The 16,927-nt window shown below is 69.1% G+C and carries 19 protein-coding genes; all 19 read left to right on the top strand.

Translation table 11 applies throughout. The annotated features are described in order from the left end of the window. Positions 1–18 precede the first annotated feature (18 nt). The 19 genes from ABZ801_RS26335 (at position 19) to rplX (ending at position 16,924) form a co-directional block, all read left to right on the top strand. Positions 19–3,891 (top strand): DNA-directed RNA polymerase subunit beta', encoded by a 3,873-nt coding sequence (locus ABZ801_RS26335; protein WP_344947519.1) that lies wholly within the window; start codon positions 19–21, stop codon positions 3,889–3,891. Positions 3,892–4,337: 446 nt separating this feature from the next. Continuing rightward, positions 4,338–5,906: a hypothetical protein gene (locus ABZ801_RS26330; RefSeq protein WP_360702447.1), complete on the top strand. Its 1,569-nt coding sequence runs from the start codon at positions 4,338–4,340 to the stop codon at positions 5,904–5,906. Positions 5,907–6,473: 567 nt separating this feature from the next. Beyond that, entirely contained in the window at positions 6,474–6,848 is a 375-nt protein-coding gene (rpsL, locus tag ABZ801_RS26325) for a 30S ribosomal protein S12 (protein WP_019632621.1), read from the top strand. Next, positions 6,848–7,318, top strand: coding sequence for a 30S ribosomal protein S7 (rpsG, locus tag ABZ801_RS26320; RefSeq protein ID WP_344947525.1), 471 nt, complete (start codon positions 6,848–6,850; stop codon positions 7,316–7,318). The genes rpsL and rpsG overlap by 1 nt, the downstream gene beginning before the upstream one ends. Positions 7,319–7,358: 40 nt before the next feature. Continuing rightward, positions 7,359–9,470: an elongation factor G gene (fusA, locus tag ABZ801_RS26315; RefSeq protein WP_344947528.1), complete on the top strand. Its 2,112-nt coding sequence runs from the start codon at positions 7,359–7,361 to the stop codon at positions 9,468–9,470. A 78-nt stretch (positions 9,471–9,548) separates the two neighbouring features. Further along, entirely contained in the window at positions 9,549–10,742 is a 1,194-nt protein-coding gene (tuf, locus tag ABZ801_RS26310) for an elongation factor Tu (RefSeq protein WP_344947531.1), read from the top strand. A gap of 132 nt (positions 10,743–10,874) precedes the next feature. Then, complete coding sequence (gene rpsJ / locus ABZ801_RS26305) at positions 10,875–11,183, top strand: 30S ribosomal protein S10 (RefSeq protein WP_018657599.1); 309 nt, start codon at positions 10,875–10,877, stop codon at positions 11,181–11,183. Positions 11,184–11,197: 14 nt separating this feature from the next. Further along, positions 11,198–11,848 (top strand): 50S ribosomal protein L3, encoded by a 651-nt coding sequence (gene rplC, locus ABZ801_RS26300; protein WP_344947534.1) that lies wholly within the window; start codon positions 11,198–11,200, stop codon positions 11,846–11,848. Further along, a complete protein-coding gene (rplD, locus tag ABZ801_RS26295; RefSeq protein WP_360702441.1) occupies positions 11,845–12,495 on the top strand; it encodes a 50S ribosomal protein L4 in 651 nt (216 codons plus the stop codon). Before rplC ends, rplD begins: the two co-directional genes overlap by 4 nt. Continuing rightward, positions 12,492–12,791, top strand: coding sequence for a 50S ribosomal protein L23 (gene rplW, locus ABZ801_RS26290; protein WP_344947540.1), 300 nt, complete (start codon positions 12,492–12,494; stop codon positions 12,789–12,791). Before rplD ends, rplW begins: the two co-directional genes overlap by 4 nt. 41 nt (positions 12,792–12,832) lie before the next feature. Then, the gene (gene rplB / locus ABZ801_RS26285; RefSeq protein ID WP_344947544.1) at positions 12,833–13,666 is read left to right on the top strand and encodes a 50S ribosomal protein L2; all 834 of its coding nucleotides are present in this window, start codon (positions 12,833–12,835) and stop codon (positions 13,664–13,666) included. A gap of 12 nt (positions 13,667–13,678) precedes the next feature. Next, positions 13,679–13,960, top strand: coding sequence for a 30S ribosomal protein S19 (gene rpsS, locus ABZ801_RS26280; protein WP_344947547.1), 282 nt, complete (start codon positions 13,679–13,681; stop codon positions 13,958–13,960). A gap of 32 nt (positions 13,961–13,992) precedes the next feature. After that, on the top strand, positions 13,993–14,370 hold the full coding sequence (gene rplV / locus ABZ801_RS26275) for a 50S ribosomal protein L22 (RefSeq protein ID WP_344947550.1): 378 nt from the start codon (positions 13,993–13,995) through the stop codon (positions 14,368–14,370). After that, positions 14,370–15,209, top strand: coding sequence for a 30S ribosomal protein S3 (gene rpsC, locus ABZ801_RS26270; RefSeq protein WP_344947553.1), 840 nt, complete (start codon positions 14,370–14,372; stop codon positions 15,207–15,209). Before rplV ends, rpsC begins: the two co-directional genes overlap by 1 nt. Before the next feature lie 6 nt (positions 15,210–15,215). Beyond that, on the top strand, positions 15,216–15,635 hold the full coding sequence (rplP, locus tag ABZ801_RS26265) for a 50S ribosomal protein L16 (protein ID WP_344947556.1): 420 nt from the start codon (positions 15,216–15,218) through the stop codon (positions 15,633–15,635). Continuing rightward, the gene (rpmC, locus tag ABZ801_RS26260) at positions 15,635–15,892 is read left to right on the top strand and encodes a 50S ribosomal protein L29 (RefSeq protein ID WP_344947559.1); all 258 of its coding nucleotides are present in this window, start codon (positions 15,635–15,637) and stop codon (positions 15,890–15,892) included. The genes rplP and rpmC overlap by 1 nt, the downstream gene beginning before the upstream one ends. After that, positions 15,885–16,163 carry a 30S ribosomal protein S17 gene (rpsQ, locus tag ABZ801_RS26255; RefSeq protein WP_344947562.1) on the top strand — a complete coding sequence of 93 codons (279 nt, stop codon included), beginning with the start codon at positions 15,885–15,887 and terminating at the stop codon, positions 16,161–16,163. The genes rpmC and rpsQ overlap by 8 nt, the downstream gene beginning before the upstream one ends. 84 nt (positions 16,164–16,247) lie before the next feature. Then, positions 16,248–16,616, top strand: coding sequence for a 50S ribosomal protein L14 (gene rplN / locus ABZ801_RS26250; protein WP_067912161.1), 369 nt, complete (start codon positions 16,248–16,250; stop codon positions 16,614–16,616). Continuing rightward, the gene (gene rplX / locus ABZ801_RS26245) at positions 16,616–16,924 is read left to right on the top strand and encodes a 50S ribosomal protein L24 (RefSeq protein ID WP_344947566.1); all 309 of its coding nucleotides are present in this window, start codon (positions 16,616–16,618) and stop codon (positions 16,922–16,924) included. Before rplN ends, rplX begins: the two co-directional genes overlap by 1 nt. The last annotated feature ends 3 nt before the right edge of the window (positions 16,925–16,927 follow it).

Genomic DNA, 16,927 nt, shown 5'->3' with positions numbered 1-16,927 from the left:
AACTCAAGGGGAAAACTGTTGCTTGACGTCAACTTCTTCGACGAGCTTCGCATCGGTCTGGCGACCGCCGACGACATCCGCCAGTGGTCCCACGGCGAGGTGAAGAAGCCGGAGACGATCAACTACCGGACCCTCAAGCCGGAGAAGGACGGGCTCTTCTGCGAGAAGATCTTCGGCCCGACCCGGGACTGGGAGTGCTACTGCGGCAAGTACAAGCGCGTCCGGTTCAAGGGCATCATCTGTGAGCGCTGCGGCGTCGAGGTGACCCGCGCCAAGGTGCGGCGTGAGCGGATGGGCCACATCGAGCTGGCCGCGCCGGTCACCCACATCTGGTACTTCAAGGGCGTCCCGTCCCGGCTGGGCTACCTGCTGGACCTGGCCCCCAAGGACCTCGAGAAGATCATCTACTTCGCCGCGTACATGATCACCAGCGTGGACGCCGAGCGCCGCGAGCGCGACCTGCCCACGCTGGAGGCGCACATCTCGGTGGAGCGCCAGCAGATCGAGCAGGCTCGCGACGCCCAGGTCGAGGCCCGCCAGCAGAAGCTGGAGGCCGACCTGGCCGAGCTGGAGGAGGCCGGCGCCAAGGCCGACCAGAAGCGCAAGCTGCGCGACAGCGCCGAGCGGGAGATGAAGCAGCTGCGCGACCGGGCGCAGCGCGAGCTGGACCGCCTGGAGGAGGTCTGGACGAGGTTCAAGAACCTCAAGGTCCAGGACCTGGAGGGCGACGAGCTGCTCTACCGCGAGATGCGCGACCGCTTCGGCAAGTACTTCGAGGGCGGCATGGGCGCCGCGGCCATCCAGGCCCGGCTGCAGAACTTCGACCTCGACGCCGAGGCCGAGCGGCTGCGCGAGACGATCCGCACCGGCAAGGGCCAGAAGAAGGCCCGCGCGCTCAAGCGGCTCAAGGTCGTCTCGGCGTTCCTCAACACCCGCAACAGCCCGCTGGGCATGGTGCTGGACTGCATCCCGGTGATCCCGCCGGACCTGCGTCCGATGGTCCAGCTGGACGGCGGCCGGTTCGCCACCTCCGACCTGAACGACCTGTACCGGCGCGTGATCAACCGGAACAACCGGCTCAAGCGGCTGCTCGACCTGGGCGCGCCCGAGATCATCGTCAACAACGAGAAGCGGATGCTGCAGGAGGCCGTCGACGCGCTGTTCGACAACGGCCGTCGCGGCCGCCCGGTCACCGGGCCGGGCAACCGTCCGCTCAAGTCGCTGTCGGACATGCTCAAGGGCAAGCAGGGCCGGTTCCGCCAGAACCTGCTGGGCAAGCGCGTCGACTACTCCGGCCGTTCGGTCATCGTGGTCGGCCCGCAGCTCAAGCTGCACCAGTGCGGCCTGCCCAAGCAGATGGCGCTGGAGCTGTTCAAGCCGTTCGTGATGAAGCGCCTGGTCGACCTGAACCACGCGCAGAACATCAAGTCGGCCAAGCGGATGGTCGAGCGCGCCCGCCCGGTGGTGTGGGACGTGCTGGAAGAGGTCATCACCGAGCACCCGGTGCTGCTCAACCGCGCGCCCACCCTGCACCGCCTGGGCATCCAGGCGTTCGAGCCGCAGCTGGTGGAGGGCAAGGCCATCCAGATCCACCCGCTGGTCTGCACCGCGTTCAACGCCGACTTCGACGGCGACCAGATGGCGGTGCACCTGCCGCTGTCGGCCGAGGCGCAGGCCGAGGCGCGGATCCTGATGCTGTCCACCAACAACATCCTCAAGCCGTCGGACGGCAAGCCGGTCACCATGCCCACCCAGGACATGGTCATCGGGCTGTACTGGCTGACCACCGACGCCGAGGGCGCGCTCGGCGAGGGCCGCTCGTTCTCCTCGGTCGCCGAGGCGATCATGGCCTACGACCGCGGTGAGCTGGACCTGCAGGCGAAGATCTCGGTGCGGCTCAAGGACGTCCCGCCGCCGCGCGGCTGGCAGGCGCCCGAGGGCTACGAGCCGGGCCGGCCGTACCGGCTGGAGACCACGCTCGGCCGGTGCCTGTTCAACGAGACGCTGCCGAACGACTTCCCGTTCGTCAACTACGAGGTCGGCAAGAAGCAGCTGTCGGCGATCGTCAACGAGCTGGCCGAGACCTACCCCAAGGTCGAGGTGGCGGCGGCGCTGGACGAGCTGAAGAGCACCGGCTTCCACTGGGCGACCCGGTCCGGCACGACCATCGCGATCGAGGACGTGGTGGTCCCGCCGAACAAGCAGGAGATCCTGGTCACCTACGAGAAGCGCGCCGACAAGGTGCAGCGGGAGTTCAACCGCGGCCTGATCACCGACGACGAGCGCCGGCAGGAGCTCATCGAGATCTGGAACAAGGCGACCGCGGACGTGGCCGTCGACATGGAGGCGGCGTTCCCCAAGACCAACCCGGTCTGGATGATGATCCAGTCGGGCGCCCGGGGCAACCCGCTGCAGCTGCGCCAGATCGCCGGTATGCGCGGCCTGGTCTCCAACCCCAAGGGCGAGACCATCCCGCGGCCGATCAAGTCGTCCTACCGCGAGGGCCTGTCGGTGGTGGAGTTCTTCATCTCCACCCACGGCACCCGCAAGGGCCTGGCCGACACCGCACTGCGCACCGCCGACTCGGGTTACCTGACCCGGCGTCTGGTGGACGTTGCGCAGGACGTCATCGTCCGCGAGGAGGACTGCGGCACCGACCGCACCATCCCGTTCCGGGTGGCCGAGCGGGACGCCGCGGGCAACCTGGTCAAGCCGGTCAACTCCGAGACCAGCCTGGTCGGCCGGACCATCGCCGAGGACGTCGAGGTCGACGGCACGGTGATCGTGCCGGGCGGCACCGACCTGTCGGACTCGGTGCTGACCCGCCTGGTCGAGGCCGGCGTGGAGGAGGTGCGCACCCGCAGCGCCCTGGTCTGCGAGGCCAAGATCGGTGTGTGCGCCGCCTGCTACGGCCGCAGCCTGGCCACCGGCAACCGGGTGGACGTCGGCGAGGCCGTCGGCATCATCGCCGCCCAGTCCATCGGCGAGCCCGGCACCCAGCTGACCATGCGCACCTTCCACACCGGTGGTGTCGCCGGTGCGGACATCACGCACGGTCTGCCGCGTGTGCAGGAGCTGTTCGAGGCCCGCATCCCCAAGGGTGTGGCCCCGATCAGCGAGGTCGCCGGCCGCGTCAAGATCGACGAGACGGAGAAGACCCGCAAGGTCGTCATCGTCCCCGACGACGGCTCCGACGAGATCGCCTACCCGGTGCCGATGCGTTCGCGCCTGCTGGTCAAGGAGGGCGAGCACGTCGACGTCGGCCAGAAGCTGATCGCCGGTGTGGTCAACCCGCACGAGGTGCTGCGCATCCTCGGCCCGCGCGCCGTGCAGCTGCACCTGGTGCAGGAGGTCCAGGACGTCTACCGCTCGCAGGGCGTGTCGATCCACGACAAGCACATCGAGGTGATCGTCCGCCAGATGCTCAAGCGGGTGAACATCCTGGAGTCGGGCGACACCGAGCTGCTGCCCGGCGACCTGGTGGAGCGTCCGCTGTTCGAGGAGACCAACCGCAACGTGGTCGCCGAGGGCGGCACGCCCGCCGCGGGCCGTCCCGTCCTCATGGGCATCACCAAGGCCTCGCTGGCCACCGAGTCGTGGCTGTCGGCGGCCTCCTTCCAGGAGACCACCCGGGTCCTCACCGAGGCGGCCATGCACGCCAAGAGCGACCCGCTGCTGGGCCTGAAGGAGAACGTCATCATCGGTAAGCTCATCCCGGCCGGTACCGGCATGCCGCAGTACCGCAACGTCCGGGTCGAGCCGACCGAGGAGGCCAAGGCGGCGGTGTACTCCGTCGGCTCCTACGACGACGGCGCCGAGTACGCCTTCGGTCAGGGCTCCGGCGAGGCCGTCCCGCTGGAGGAGTACGACTTCGGCCAGTACAACCGGTAACGGCCGCACGGCCGTCGGAGGCCGCCCCGATCCACGATCGGGGCGGCCTCCGCCTTTTCCGGCCGAGCGCGGCGGCCCCCACGGTGAGGTTCGACCGGCGGCGGGCCGGTACCCAGCGGGGGAGATGCTTGGGGCGCGTGCGCGGATTAGGATCGTGGCCTCCGGTGCGCGACCGGAATCCGGGGCGCTGTTTGCTCGCGGCGCGGTGCTCCGGTGCTGTTGTCGTGAAGGCCGTCTCGTCGGGTCCCGGCGGGGCGGCCTTCACCGTGGTCGGTGGCGGTGTGCGACGCCTGTGCCACGGCGGGTGGTGGTGATTTGCGATAGACCGGCCGATCGGGGCAGGCTGGGGGCGGAAAGGCCCGGGCGCGGTCGAACGGCCACGTCCGGGAGCGCGGAGAGGTCCGGGCGTGGAGGTCCGGGACGACGGCACTGAAGGAGCCCCCACGATGACCGAGCATGACGGCACGCAGGGACCGCAGCCGCCGTCGCCGGGCGACGACGAGTCGCCCGAGGCGCCGGGCGGACGGTCCGAAGGGCAGCAGCCACCGCGGTCGATGGGCGACCGGACCGTGGTGTTCGGCGCACCGCAGCTCGGCGGCGCCGCCGGAGGCGGCCGCCACGCCGCACCCCAGCCCCCCGACCAGGGGCAGCAGCCCCCCGCGCAGCAGCCGCAGCCCCAGCAGCCGCAGCAGGGCGGCACGCCCCCGCCTCCGCCGCCGACCATGGTCGAGCCGCTGCAGCAGTACGGACAGGGCCAGGAGCCGCCGCAGGGGCCGTACGGCCAGCAGCAGCCCGCCCCCGGCCAGCAGCAGCACCAGCAGTCGCCGTACGGGCAGCAGGCCCAGGGGCCGGGCGGGTACACCCCGCCTCAGGCGCCGCCGCAGTCCCCCTACGGCCAGCAGCCGTACCCGCAGCAGCCGTACGCCCAGCAGCAGGGCTACGGGCAGCAGCCGGAGCAGCAGCAGTACGGGCAGCCGCAGTACGGCCAGCAGCAGCCCGCGTACAACCCCGCGCAGGACCTTTACGCCCCGCCGCCGCAGGTGCAGCAGCAACAGCAGCAGGCGCCACAGCAGGCACCGCAGCAGCCGCAGCAGGCGGAGGGCGGCGAGGGCGGCGAACGCACCCTGATCGTCCCCGGTCCGGGCGCCGGCGTGCCCGAGGCCGACAGGCCCCGGCCCGTCGTCGACGACCAGGCCACCACCGCGTGGTCGCCCGGCACCGACATCCCCGTGGCGACGGGGCCCGAGCGCAGGCAGCCGGAGCCGCAGGGCGAGCCGTGGCAAACGCCGACGCCGCCGTCCACCCCCGAGCCGTGGGCGGCCCAGGACGACCAGCAGGGCGTCGACTCCGGCCGCACCCTGATGGTGCCGCCTCCCGAGGCCGGTGCGGGCACCGCCTCGTCGGGTGAGGAGCACCCGCCCGCGCCGTACGGCGCGTCCCACGGGCAGCACGAGCAGCCCGGCGCCGAGGACGCGCGGTCGACGCAGGCGTTCAGCAACCCCGCCGGTGGCGGCACCGACGGCGCCACGCGCATGGACATCGGCCAGCAGCCGTGGGCCCAGCAGGGCGGCCAGGCCCAGCAGGGCCAGCAGGGTCAGGCCCAGCAGGGGCAGTACGGCCAGCAGGGTTACGGGCAGGGCGAGCAGCAGCAGTACGGTCAGCAGTCCCCGTACGGTCAGCAGCAGAGCCCGTACGGCGGTCAGCAGCAGAACCCCTACGGGCAGCCGGAGGGGCAGCAGCAACAGCAGTACGGGCAGCACGCCTACGGCCAGCAGCACGGCCAGCAGCAGGGCCAGCAGGCTCAGCAGGGCCAGTACGGCCAGCAGGCCCCCGCCCAGTACGGGCAGCAGGGCCAGTACGCCCAGCAGCAGGGCGGCTACCCCGGCTACGGCGCCGCGTCCGGCACGAGCGGTTCGGACGAGAAGAGCGGCAAGGGCGGCAAGACGCTCTACATCGTCGGCGGCGTGGTCGCCCTGGTGATCATCATCGTGCTGATCGTCGCCTTCGTGATGTAGCGGACGCCGCGGCGACCGGCGTCGGGATGCCGACGCGGATACCCCGCGGCTTCCGCCGCTCCCCCCAGGGGGTGCCTCCCCTGGAGGGAGCGGCGGACGAAGACGAACAGGCGGGAACAACTCGTCGGCATTCCGACGTTTTACCTACGCCTGGACGGTTACCCATAACGAGAATCGCCGTGCATGTCACACCGGTTCCGGCGCTCCGGTACTTGCGCCGGAGGGGGCCGACGCGATAGTGCGGTGCTCGCTTTGCACTTTGGCGCGGGGCTGGGTAATCTCTTTCTTCGTGCCCGCCGGTGTGCGGGCCGATCCGCGTGCGCACCGGCAAGGCCCAGGTGCCAGGGCCGGCGCCGCGAATACTCCCCGGCTTGTTTCGGCCCTGTGGGGCCGGGCGGTTGCGCGTGTGGCCCGGCAGAGTGCGACACGCCCGACCGCGTGGGTCGGAGAGGTCGGGAAACCGGCAGGTCACAGCCTCGTCAGAGGTGGTGATGACGGGTCTCGCGTGAGTGGGATCCACCCCAGAACGAACACATACCGGCTCGGTACGAGGAAGACGGAGACGCGGTGCCCACGATCCAGCAGCTGGTCCGCAAGGGCCGCCAGGACAAGGTGACCAAGAACAAGACGCCCGCGCTGAAGGGCAGCCCGCAGCGCCGGGGTGTCTGCACGCGCGTCTACACCACGACGCCCAAGAAGCCGAACTCCGCGCTTCGCAAGGTCGCTCGTGTCCGGCTGACCAGCGGGATCGAGGTCACCGCCTACATCCCCGGGGTCGGCCACAACCTGCAGGAGCACTCCATCGTGCTCGTGCGCGGCGGCCGTGTGAAGGACCTCCCGGGCGTTCGGTACAAGATCATCCGCGGCTCGCTGGACACCCAGGGCGTGCGGAACCGCAAGCAGGCGCGCAGCCGCTACGGCGCGAAGAAGGAGAAGAGCTGATGCCGCGCAAGGGCCCTGCTGGCAAGCGCCAGCTCATCGCCGACCCGGTGTACAACTCGCCGCTGGTCACCGCGCTCATCAACAAGGTGCTCCTGGACGGCAAGCGTTCGCTGGCCCAGCGCATCGTCTACGACGCCCTGGAGGGTTGCCGCGAGAAGACCGGCAACGACCCGGTCGTGACGCTCAAGCGCGCCCTGGACAACGTCAAGCCGACCATCGAGGTCAAGAGCCGCCGGGTCGGTGGCGCGACCTACCAGGTTCCGGTGGAGGTGCGGCCGGCGCGCAGCACCACCCTGGCGCTGCGGTGGCTGGTGCAGTACTCCCGGCAGCGCCGCGAGAAGACCATGACCGAGCGGCTGATGAACGAGCTGCTGGACGCGAGCAACGGCCTCGGCGCCTCGGTGAAGAAGCGCGAGGACACGCACAAGATGGCGGAGTCCAACAAGGCGTTCGCCCACTACCGCTGGTGACCGCGGTCACCGACCCACTACGACTTACGCGAGGACGACAGTGGCTACCAAGACCGGTGTAGACCTGGCCAAGGTCCGCAACATCGGGATCATGGCCCATATCGACGCGGGCAAGACCACGACGACCGAGCGGATCCTGTACTACACGGGAATCAGCTACAAGATCGGCGAGGTCCACGACGGCGCCGCCACGATGGACTGGATGGAGCAGGAGCAGGAGCGGGGGATCACCATCACCTCCGCCGCGACCACCTGCACCTGGCCGGTCAACGACGTCAAGCACACCATCAACATCATCGACACCCCCGGCCACGTCGACTTCACCATCGAGGTGGAGCGGTCGCTGCGCGTCCTCGACGGCGCGGTCGCGGTGTTCGACGGTGTCGCGGGCGTCGAGCCGCAGTCCGAGACCGTCTGGCGTCAGGCCGACCGCTACGGCGTCCCGCGGATCTGCTTCGTCAACAAGCTCGACCGGGTCGGGGCCGAGTTCCACCGTTGCGTCGACATGATCCGGGACCGCCTGCAGGCCACCCCGCTGGTCATGCAGCTGCCGATCGGCGCCGAGGCCGACTTCAAGGGCGTCATCGACCTGGTCACGATGAAGGCCCTGGTCTGGAACGAAGAGGCCAAGCTGGGCGAGATGTACGACGTCGTCGACATCCCCGGCACCCACACCGATGCCGCCCGCGAGTGGCACGACAAGCTGATCGAGACCCTGGCCGAGAACGACGACGAGATCATGGAGCTGTACCTGGAGGGCGTCGAGCCCACCGTGGAGCAGCTCTACCCGGCCATCCGGCGCGCCACCATCGCGGGCAACCTGACCCCGGTGCTGTGCGGCACGGCGTTCAAGAACAAGGGCGTGCAGCCGCTGCTGGACGCGATCGTCCGCTACCTGCCCTCGCCGCTGGACGTGGAGGCCATCGAGGGCCACGCGGTCCGCGACGAGGAGACCACGCTCAGCCGCAAGCCCAGCGAGGAGGAGCCCTTCTCCGCGCTGGCCTTCAAGATCGCCTCCGACCCGCACCTGGGCAAGCTGACCTTCGTCCGCGTCTACTCGGGCGTGCTGGAGTCCGGCTCCCAGGTCCTGAACTCCGTCAAGGAGCGCAGGGAGCGGATCGGCAAGATCTACCGGATGCACGCCAACAAGCGTGAGGAGATCGAGCGCGTCGGCGCCGGCGACATCGTCGCGGTGATGGGTCTCAAGCAGACCACCACCGGCGAGACGCTGTGCGACGAGCGCGACCCGATCGTCCTGGAGTCGATGAACTTCCCGGCGCCGGTCATCGACGTGGCGATCGAGCCGAAGACCAAGGCCGACCAGCAGAAGCTGTCCACGGCGATCCAGCGGCTGGCCGAGGAGGACCCCTCCTTCCGGGTCCGCACCGACGAGGACACCGGCCAGACCGTGATCGCCGGCATGGGCGAGCTCCACCTGGAGATCCTCGTCGACCGGATGAAGCGGGAGTTCAAGGTCGACGCCAACGTCGGCAAGCCGCAGGTGGCCTACCGCGAGACGATCACCAAGAAGGTCGAGAAGGTCGAGTACACCCACAAGAAGCAGACGGGTGGCTCCGGCCAGTTCGGCCGCGTGATCATCGACCTGGAGCCGCTGGGCGAGGGCAGCGACGGTTACGAGTTCGAGAACAAGGTCACCGGTGGGCGCATCCCGCGGGAGTACATCCCGTCGGTGGACGCCGGTTGCCAGGAGGCGGCCGAGTTCGGCGTCCTCGCCGCCTACCCGATGGTGGGGGTGAAGGTCACCCTTCAGGACGGCGCCTACCACGAGGTCGACTCCTCGGAGATGGCCTTCAAGGTCGCCGGTTCCATGGCGTTCAAGGAGGCCGCCCGCCGGGCGGGGCCGACGCTGCTGGAGCCGGTCATGGCGGTCGAGGTCACCACGCCCGAGGAGAACATGGGCGACGTGATCGGCGACCTCAACAGCCGACGCGGGCAGGTCCAGGCCATGGACGAGCGCGCGGGGATGCGGGTCGTCAAGGCGCTCGTGCCCCTCTCGGAGATGTTCGGCTACGTGGGCGACCTGCGCAGCAAGACCCAGGGCCGGGCGGTCTTCACGATGCAGTTCGACTCCTACGCGGAGGTTCCCAAGAACGTCGCGGAGGAGATCATCGCCAAGGCGCGGGGCGAGTAGCACCCGAGCCCGAGGTCACCAGCCAGCAGCATCAGGCGGCCGGTCCAGCCGGCCGAGGATCGCAACAAGGAGCAACCAGTGGCGAAGGCCAAGTTCGAGCGGACCAAGCCGCACGTAAACATCGGCACCATCGGGCACATCGACCACGGTAAGACCACGCTTACCGCGGCGATCACCAAGGTGCTGCACGACGAGTACCCCGACCTCAACCCGTTCACGCCCTTCGAGGACATCGACAAGGCCCCCGAGGAGCGCGAGCGCGGTATCACCATCTCCATCGCGCACGTCGAGTACCAGACCGAGGCTCGGCACTACGCGCACGTGGACTGCCCGGGTCACGCGGACTACATCAAGAACATGATCACCGGTGCCGCCCAGATGGACGGCGCGATCCTGGTCGTGGCCGCCACCGACGGCCCGATGCCGCAGACCAAGGAGCACGTGCTGCTGGCCCGTCAGGTCGGCGTGCCCTACATCGTCGTCGCCCTGAACAAGTGCGACATGGTCGACGACGAGGAGATCCTGGAGCTGGTCGAGCTCGAGGTCCGCGAGCTGCTCAGCGAGTACGAGTTCCCCGGCGACGACGTCCCGGTCATCCGCGTCTCGGCCTTCCAGGCCCTGCAGGGTGACGCCAAGTGGGCCGAGTCCATCAAGGAGCTCATGAAGGCCGTGGACGAGAACGTCCCCGAGCCGCAGCGCGACACCGACAAGCCGTTCCTGATGCCGATCGAGGACGTGTTCTCGATCACCGGTCGCGGCACCGTGGTGACCGGCCGCATCGAGCGCGGCGTGATCAACGTCAACGAGGAAGTCGAGATCATCGGCATCAAGGAGGAGTCGTCCAAGACGACTGTCACCGGTGTCGAGATGTTCCGCAAGCTCCTCGACCAGGGCCAGGCGGGCGACAACGTCGGCCTCCTGCTGCGCGGCGTCAAGCGCGAGGAGGTGGAGCGCGGCCAGTGTGTCATCAAGCCGGGCACCAACACCCCGCACACCGAGTTCGAGGCGCAGGTCTACATCCTGTCCAAGGACGAGGGCGGCCGGCACACGCCGTTCTTCAACAACTACCGTCCGCAGTTCTACTTCCGGACCACGGACGTCACCGGCGTCGTCAACCTGCCCGAGGGCACCGAGATGGTCATGCCGGGCGACAACACCGAGATGCGCGTCGAGCTGATCCAGCCCGTCGCCATGGAGGAGGGCCTGAAGTTCGCCATCCGTGAGGGTGGCCGGACCGTGGGCGCGGGTCGCGTCACCAAGATCATCAAGTAGTCAGTCGTTGAGGCGGCGGCCCGGCCGCAGGAGGGCCGGGCCGCCGCGTCACGACTCCGGCAGATTCCCCACGCAAGTGGGGGTGGACCACACAACCCAGCGGCACTACCAGCAAAGGACACCGAGGCCACCATGGCGGGACAGAAGATCCGCATCCGGCTCAAGGCCTACGACCACGAGGTCATCGACACCTCCGCGAAGAAGATCGTTGAGACGGTGACGCGGACGGGCGCCAAGGTCGCGGGCCCGGTGCCGCTGCCGACCGAGAAGAACGTGTACTGCGTCATCCGCTCGCCGCACAAGTACAAGGACTCGCGCGAGCACTTCGAGATGCGCACGCACAAGCGGCTGATCGACATCATCGATCCCACGCCCAAGACGGTCGACTCGCTGATGCGGCTCGACCTTCCGGCCGGCGTTGACATCGAGATCAAGCTCTGAGGGACGCACCGAAGATGAGTAGGAACAGGAAGGGCGTCCTGGGCGAGAAGCTCGGCATGACCCAGGTCTTCGACGATGAGGGCCGGATCGTTCCGGTGACCGTCGTCCAGGCCGGGCCGTGCGTCGTCACCCAGATCCGCACCCAGGACACCGACGGCTACACCGCCGTGCAGCTCGGGTACGGCCAGATCGACCCGCGCAAGGTGAACAAGCCGCGCACGGGACACTTCGATAAGGCCGGCGTGACCCCGCGCCGCTACCTGGCCGAGGTCCGGACCGACGACGCCACCGAGTACGAACTCGGCCAGGAGATCACCGTCACGGTCTTCGAGGCCGGACAGAAGGTCGACGTCACCGGCACCAGCAAGGGCAAGGGCACCGCGGGTGTGATGAAGCGCCACGGCTTCCGCGGCCTCGGCGCCTCGCACGGCACCCAGCGCAAGCACCGCTCGCCGGGGTCGATCGGCGGCTGCGCGACCCCGGGTCGCGTCTTCAAGGGCCTCCGCATGGCGGGGCGGCACGGCAACGCCCGGACCACCGTGCAGAACCTGACCATCCACGCCATCGACCCGGAGAAGAACCTGCTGCTCATCAAGGGCGCGGTTCCCGGCCCGAACGGCGGGCTGGTCATGGTGCGCGACGCAGTGAAGGGAGCGGGCAAGTGACCAGCAAGCTGGACCTCGACCTGCCTGCCGAGATCTTCGACGCCAAGACCAACGTGCCGCTGATCCACCAGGTCGTGGTGGCGCAGCAGGCCGCGGCGCGGCAGGGCACGCACGCCACGAAGACCCGCGGGGACGTCCGCGGCGGCGGCAAGAAGCCGTACCGGCAGAAGGGCACCGGCCGGGCCCGTCAGGGCTCGACCCGCGCGCCGCAGTTCGCCGGCGGTGGCACCGTCCACGGGCCGCAGCCCCGCGACTACACCCAGCGGACCCCGAAGAAGATGAAGGCCGCCGCGCTGCGCGGCGCCCTGTCGGACCGGGCCCGCCACGGCCGGGTCCACGTGGTCGACCACCTGGTCGAGGGCGACACGCCCAAGACCAAGACGGCGCTGACCGCGCTGCGCGGCGTGACCGAGGCGCAGCGGGTGCTGGTGGTGCTGGACCGCGAGGACGAGGTCACCTGGAAGAGCCTGCGCAACGAGCCCAGCGTCCACATCCTGGTGTCCGACCAGCTCAACACCTACGACGTGCTGGTGAACGACGACGTGGTCTTCACGAAGGCCGCCTACGACGAGTTCATCGCGCGCGCGACCAAGAAGACCGGTGCTCCCCGCGCAAGCGGGGGTGTTTCGGAGGCGGTGGCCGAATGAACAAGATCGCCGACCCTCGCGACATCATCATCGCGCCGGTCGTCTCGGAGAAGAGCTACGGGCTGCTGGACGAGAACAAGTACACGTTCGTCGTCCGCCCGGACGCCAACAAGACGCAGATCAAGCAGGCCGTCGAGGAGGTGTTCAACGTCAAGGTGACGAACGTGAACACCATCAACCGGCCGGGCAAGCGCAAGCGCACGCGGTACGGCTGGGGCAAGCGCAAGGACACCAAGCGCGCCATCGTCAGCCTCGCCGAGGGCGACCGGATCGACATCTTCGGGACCCCGGCCTGACGGCCGGGATCGCCGGAGCAGACAAGGGATGAACGAAAAAGATGGGCATCCGTAAGTACAAGCCGACGACGCCCGGCCGTCGCGGTGCGAGCGTGTCCGACTTCGTCGAGATCACGCGCACCGAGCCGGAGAAGTCGCTGCTGCGCCCCCTGCCGAAGAAGGGCGGGCGCAACAACCACGGTCGCATCACCACGCGGCACCAGGGCGGCGGTCACAAGCGCGCCTACCGGATCATCGACTTCCGGCGGGACGACAAGGACGGCGTGCCGGCGAAGGTCGCGCACATCGAGTACGACCCGAACCGCACCGCCCGCATCGCGCTGCTGCACTACGTCGACGGCGAGAAGCGCTACATCCTGGCCCCGCAGGGACTCAAGCAGGGCGACCGGGTCGAGAACGGCCCGGGCGCCGACATCAAGCCGGGCAACTGCCTGCCGCTGCGCAACATCCCGACCGGTACGGTCGTCCACGCCATCGAGCTGCGGCCGGGCGGCGGCGCCAAGATCGCCCGCAGCGCGGGCGCGGGCGTCCAGCTGCTGGCCAAGGAGGGCAAGTACGCCACGCTGCGCATGCCCTCCGGTGAGATGCGCATGGTGGACGTGCGCTGCCGCGCCACCGTGGGCGAGGTCGGCAACGCCGAGCAGTCCAACATCAACTGGGGCAAGGCGGGCCGCATGCGCTGGAAGGGCAAGCGCCCGACCGTCCGCGGTGTGGCCATGAACCCGATCGACCACCCGCACGGTGGTGGTGAGGGCAAGACCTCCGGCGGCCGGCACCCGGTCAACCCCAAGGGCAAGAAGGAAGGCCGCACCCGCCGGGCCAACAAGCCCAGCGACCGGCTGATCGTCCGTCGGCGCACGAAGAAGAAGCGGTAGGAGTCGCTCGTCATGCCACGTAGCCTTAAGAAGGGCCCCTTCGTGGACGACCACCTTCTGAAGAAGGTGGAGCAGCAGAACGACAAGGGGACCAAGAACGTCATCAAGACGTGGTCGCGGCGCTCCATGATCATTCCCGAGATGATCGGGCACACGATCGCGGTGCACGACGGCCGCAAGCACGTCCCGGTGTTCGTCACCGAGGCGATGGTGGGGCACAAGCTCGGCGAGTTCGCGCCGACGCGCACGTTCCGCAGCCACGTCAAGGAAGACCGCCGCAGCCGTCGCGGCTGAGCGCAGGCAGTTAACGGAGAGAGGAACTAGCGATGGAAGCCAGGGCCCAGGCGCGGTACATCCGCGTCACGCCCAGGAAGGCCCGCCGCGTGGTGGACCTCATCCGCGGCCTGCCGGCCACGGAGGCTCAGGCGGTGCTGCGGTTCGCCCCCCAGGCTGCGAGTGAGCCGGTGGGCAAGGTGCTGGCGAGCGCCATCGCCAACGCCGAGCACAACTTCAAGCTCGACACCGACACGCTGGTCGTGAGCCGCGCGTGGGTGGACGAGGGGCCGACGCTGAAGCGCTTCCGGCCTCGCGCCCAGGGCCGGGCTTACCGCATCAACAAGCGCACGAGCCACATCACCGTGGTGCTGGAGTCGCGCGACGAGGCTTCGGCGGGCGGCGGCAGGAAGCAGAGGAGGGCCCGGTAGTGGGTCAGAAGATCAACCCGCACGGGTTCCGGCTCGGCGTCACCACCGACCACAAGAGCGTGTGGTTCGCCGACAAGCTCTACAAGGACTACGTCAAGGAGGACGTCCAGATCCGGCGCATGCTCTCCAAGGGCATGGACCGGGCGGGCATCTCCAAGGTGGAGATCGAGCGGACCCGTGACCGCGTCGAGGTCAACATCCACACCGCCCGGCCGGGCATCGTCATCGGCCGCCGCGGCGCGGAGGCCGAGCGGCTGCGCGGCGACCTGGAGAAGCTGACCGGCAAGCAGGTCCGGCTGAACATCCTCGAGGTCAAGAACCCCGAGGTGGACGCGCAGCTGGTCGCGCAGGGCGTGGCCGAGCAGCTGTCCAGCCGGGTGGCGTTCCGCCGCGCGATGCGCAAGGCGATCCAGTCGGCGATGAAGTCCGGCGCCAAGGGCATCAAGGTGCAGTGCTCCGGCCGTCTCGGCGGCGCGGAGATGTCGCGGTCGGAGTTCTACCGCGAGGGCCAGGTGCCGCTGCACACGCTGCGCGCCGACATCGACTACGGGTTCTACGAGGCCCGGACGACGTTCGGCCGCATCGGCGTCAAGGTGTGGATCTACAAGGGTGAGGCCGCGCAGACCCGCGCCGAGCGCGAGCAGCAGGCCGCCCAGCAGCGCGCCGCCGGTGGCGGCGGCGGCCGGGAGCGTCGCGGCGAGCGCCGCGGGCGCGGCGGCCGCGGTCGTGGCGGCGGTCAGGGCCAGGGCGGCGGCGAGCGCGCGCCCAAGCAGCAGCAGCAGAGCCAGGAGCAGTCGGCGCCGGCCGCCGAGTCCGCTCCCAGCGGTGAGGGGAGCTGATCGACCATGCTGATCCCCCGGAAGGTCAAGCACCGCAAGCAGCACCACCCCAAGCGTCGGGGTGTGGCCAAGGGCGGCACCAAGGTGACCTTCGGCGAGTACGGCATCCAGGCCGTCGAGGGGTCGTACGTCACCAACCGGCAGATCGAGGCCGCGCGTATCGCCATGACCCGGCACATCCGGCGTGGCGGCAAGGTGTGGATCAACATCTTCCCGGACCGTCCGCTGACCAAGAAGCCCGCCGAGACCCGGATGGGTTCCGGTAAGGGCTCGGTCGAGTGGTGGGTGGCCAACGTCAAGCCGGGCCGGGTGATGTTCGAGATCTCCTACCCGAACGAGCAGGTGGCCCGGGAGGCGCTGCAGCGCGCCATCCACAAGCTGCCGATGAAGTGCAAGATCGTGAAGCGAGAGGTCGGTGAGGGCTGATGGCCAAGGGTCTTACCGCCGACGAGCTGCGTACCGAGCCCCAGGATGAGCTGGTCAAGAAGCTCAAGGAGGCCAAGGAGGAGCTCTTCAACCTCCGCTTCCAGGCCGCGACCGGTCAGCTGGAGAGCCACGGGCGGCTGCGCACCGTCAAGCGTGAGATCGCCCGCATCTACACCGTGATGCGGGAGCGTGAGCTCGGCATCGTCACGGTCACCGAGGAGACGGAGTCCGCGGAGGGCAAGGGCGACGATGACTGAAACCACGACTGAGCAGACGCAGCGCGGCACCCGCAAGGTGCTGGAGGGCCTGGTGGTCAGCGACAAGATGGACAAGACCGTGGTCGTGTCCGTCGAGGACCGCGTCAAGCACCCCAAGTACCACAAGGTGATCCGGCGCACGAAGAAGTACAAGGCGCACGACGAGGCCAACGCGTGCGGCGTCGGCGACCGCGTCCGCCTCATGGAGACCCGTCCGCTGTCGGCGACCAAGCGCTGGCGCGTGGTGGAGATCCTCGAAAAGGCCAAGTGATCGAGGCCAGGTAAACCCATTGGTTCCGCCAGGCTCCTCCGGGCTCGTCCTGGAGGAGAACCGGTGTGACGAACAGGAGTTGACGTGATCCAGCAGGAGTCGCGACTCAAGGTCGCCGACAACACGGGTGCCAAGGAGATCCTGTGCATCCGCGTGCTCGGCGGCTCGGGTCGGCGCTACGCGGGAGTCGGCGACGTCATCGTCGCGACGGTGAAGGACGCCCTTCCCGGCGCGGGCGTGAAGAAGGGCGACGTCGTCAAGGCGGTCGTCGTGCGCACCCGCAAGGAGCGCCGGCGCCCGGACGGCTCCTACATCCGCTTCGACGAGAACGCGGCCGTGCTCATCCGGGACGGCGGCGACCCCCGCGGCACCCGTATCTTCGGCCCGGTGGGCCGCGAACTGCGCGAGAAGAAGTTCATGCGGATCATCTCGCTCGCGCCGGAGGTGCTGTGATGAAGATCAGGAAGGGCGACGAGGTCATCGTCATCGCCGGCAAGGACAAGGGCGCGACCGGCAAGGTCCTGCGCGTCCTCCCGCGCGAAGAGCGCGTCGTCGTCGAGGGCGTCAACCTCATCACCAAGAACGTCAAGGCCGACCAGGCGCGTCCGGGCAAGGAGACCGGCCGTGTGACGGTCGAGGCGCCGCTGCACGTCAGCAATGTCGCGCTCGTCGAGGACGGCAAGCCGGTCCGGGTCGGGTACCGCATCAACGACGACGGCACGAAGGTCCGGATCTCGCGCCGCAGCGGTAAGGAGATCTGATTT

It is taken from the genome of Actinomadura sp. NPDC047616, assembly GCF_040642915.1.
GTDB classification, from domain to species: Bacteria; Actinomycetota; Actinomycetes; order Streptosporangiales; family Streptosporangiaceae; genus Spirillospora; species Spirillospora miaoliensis.
The sequence above is the reverse complement of the archived record's forward strand: the minus strand, read 5'-3'. Positions and strand labels throughout refer to the sequence as shown.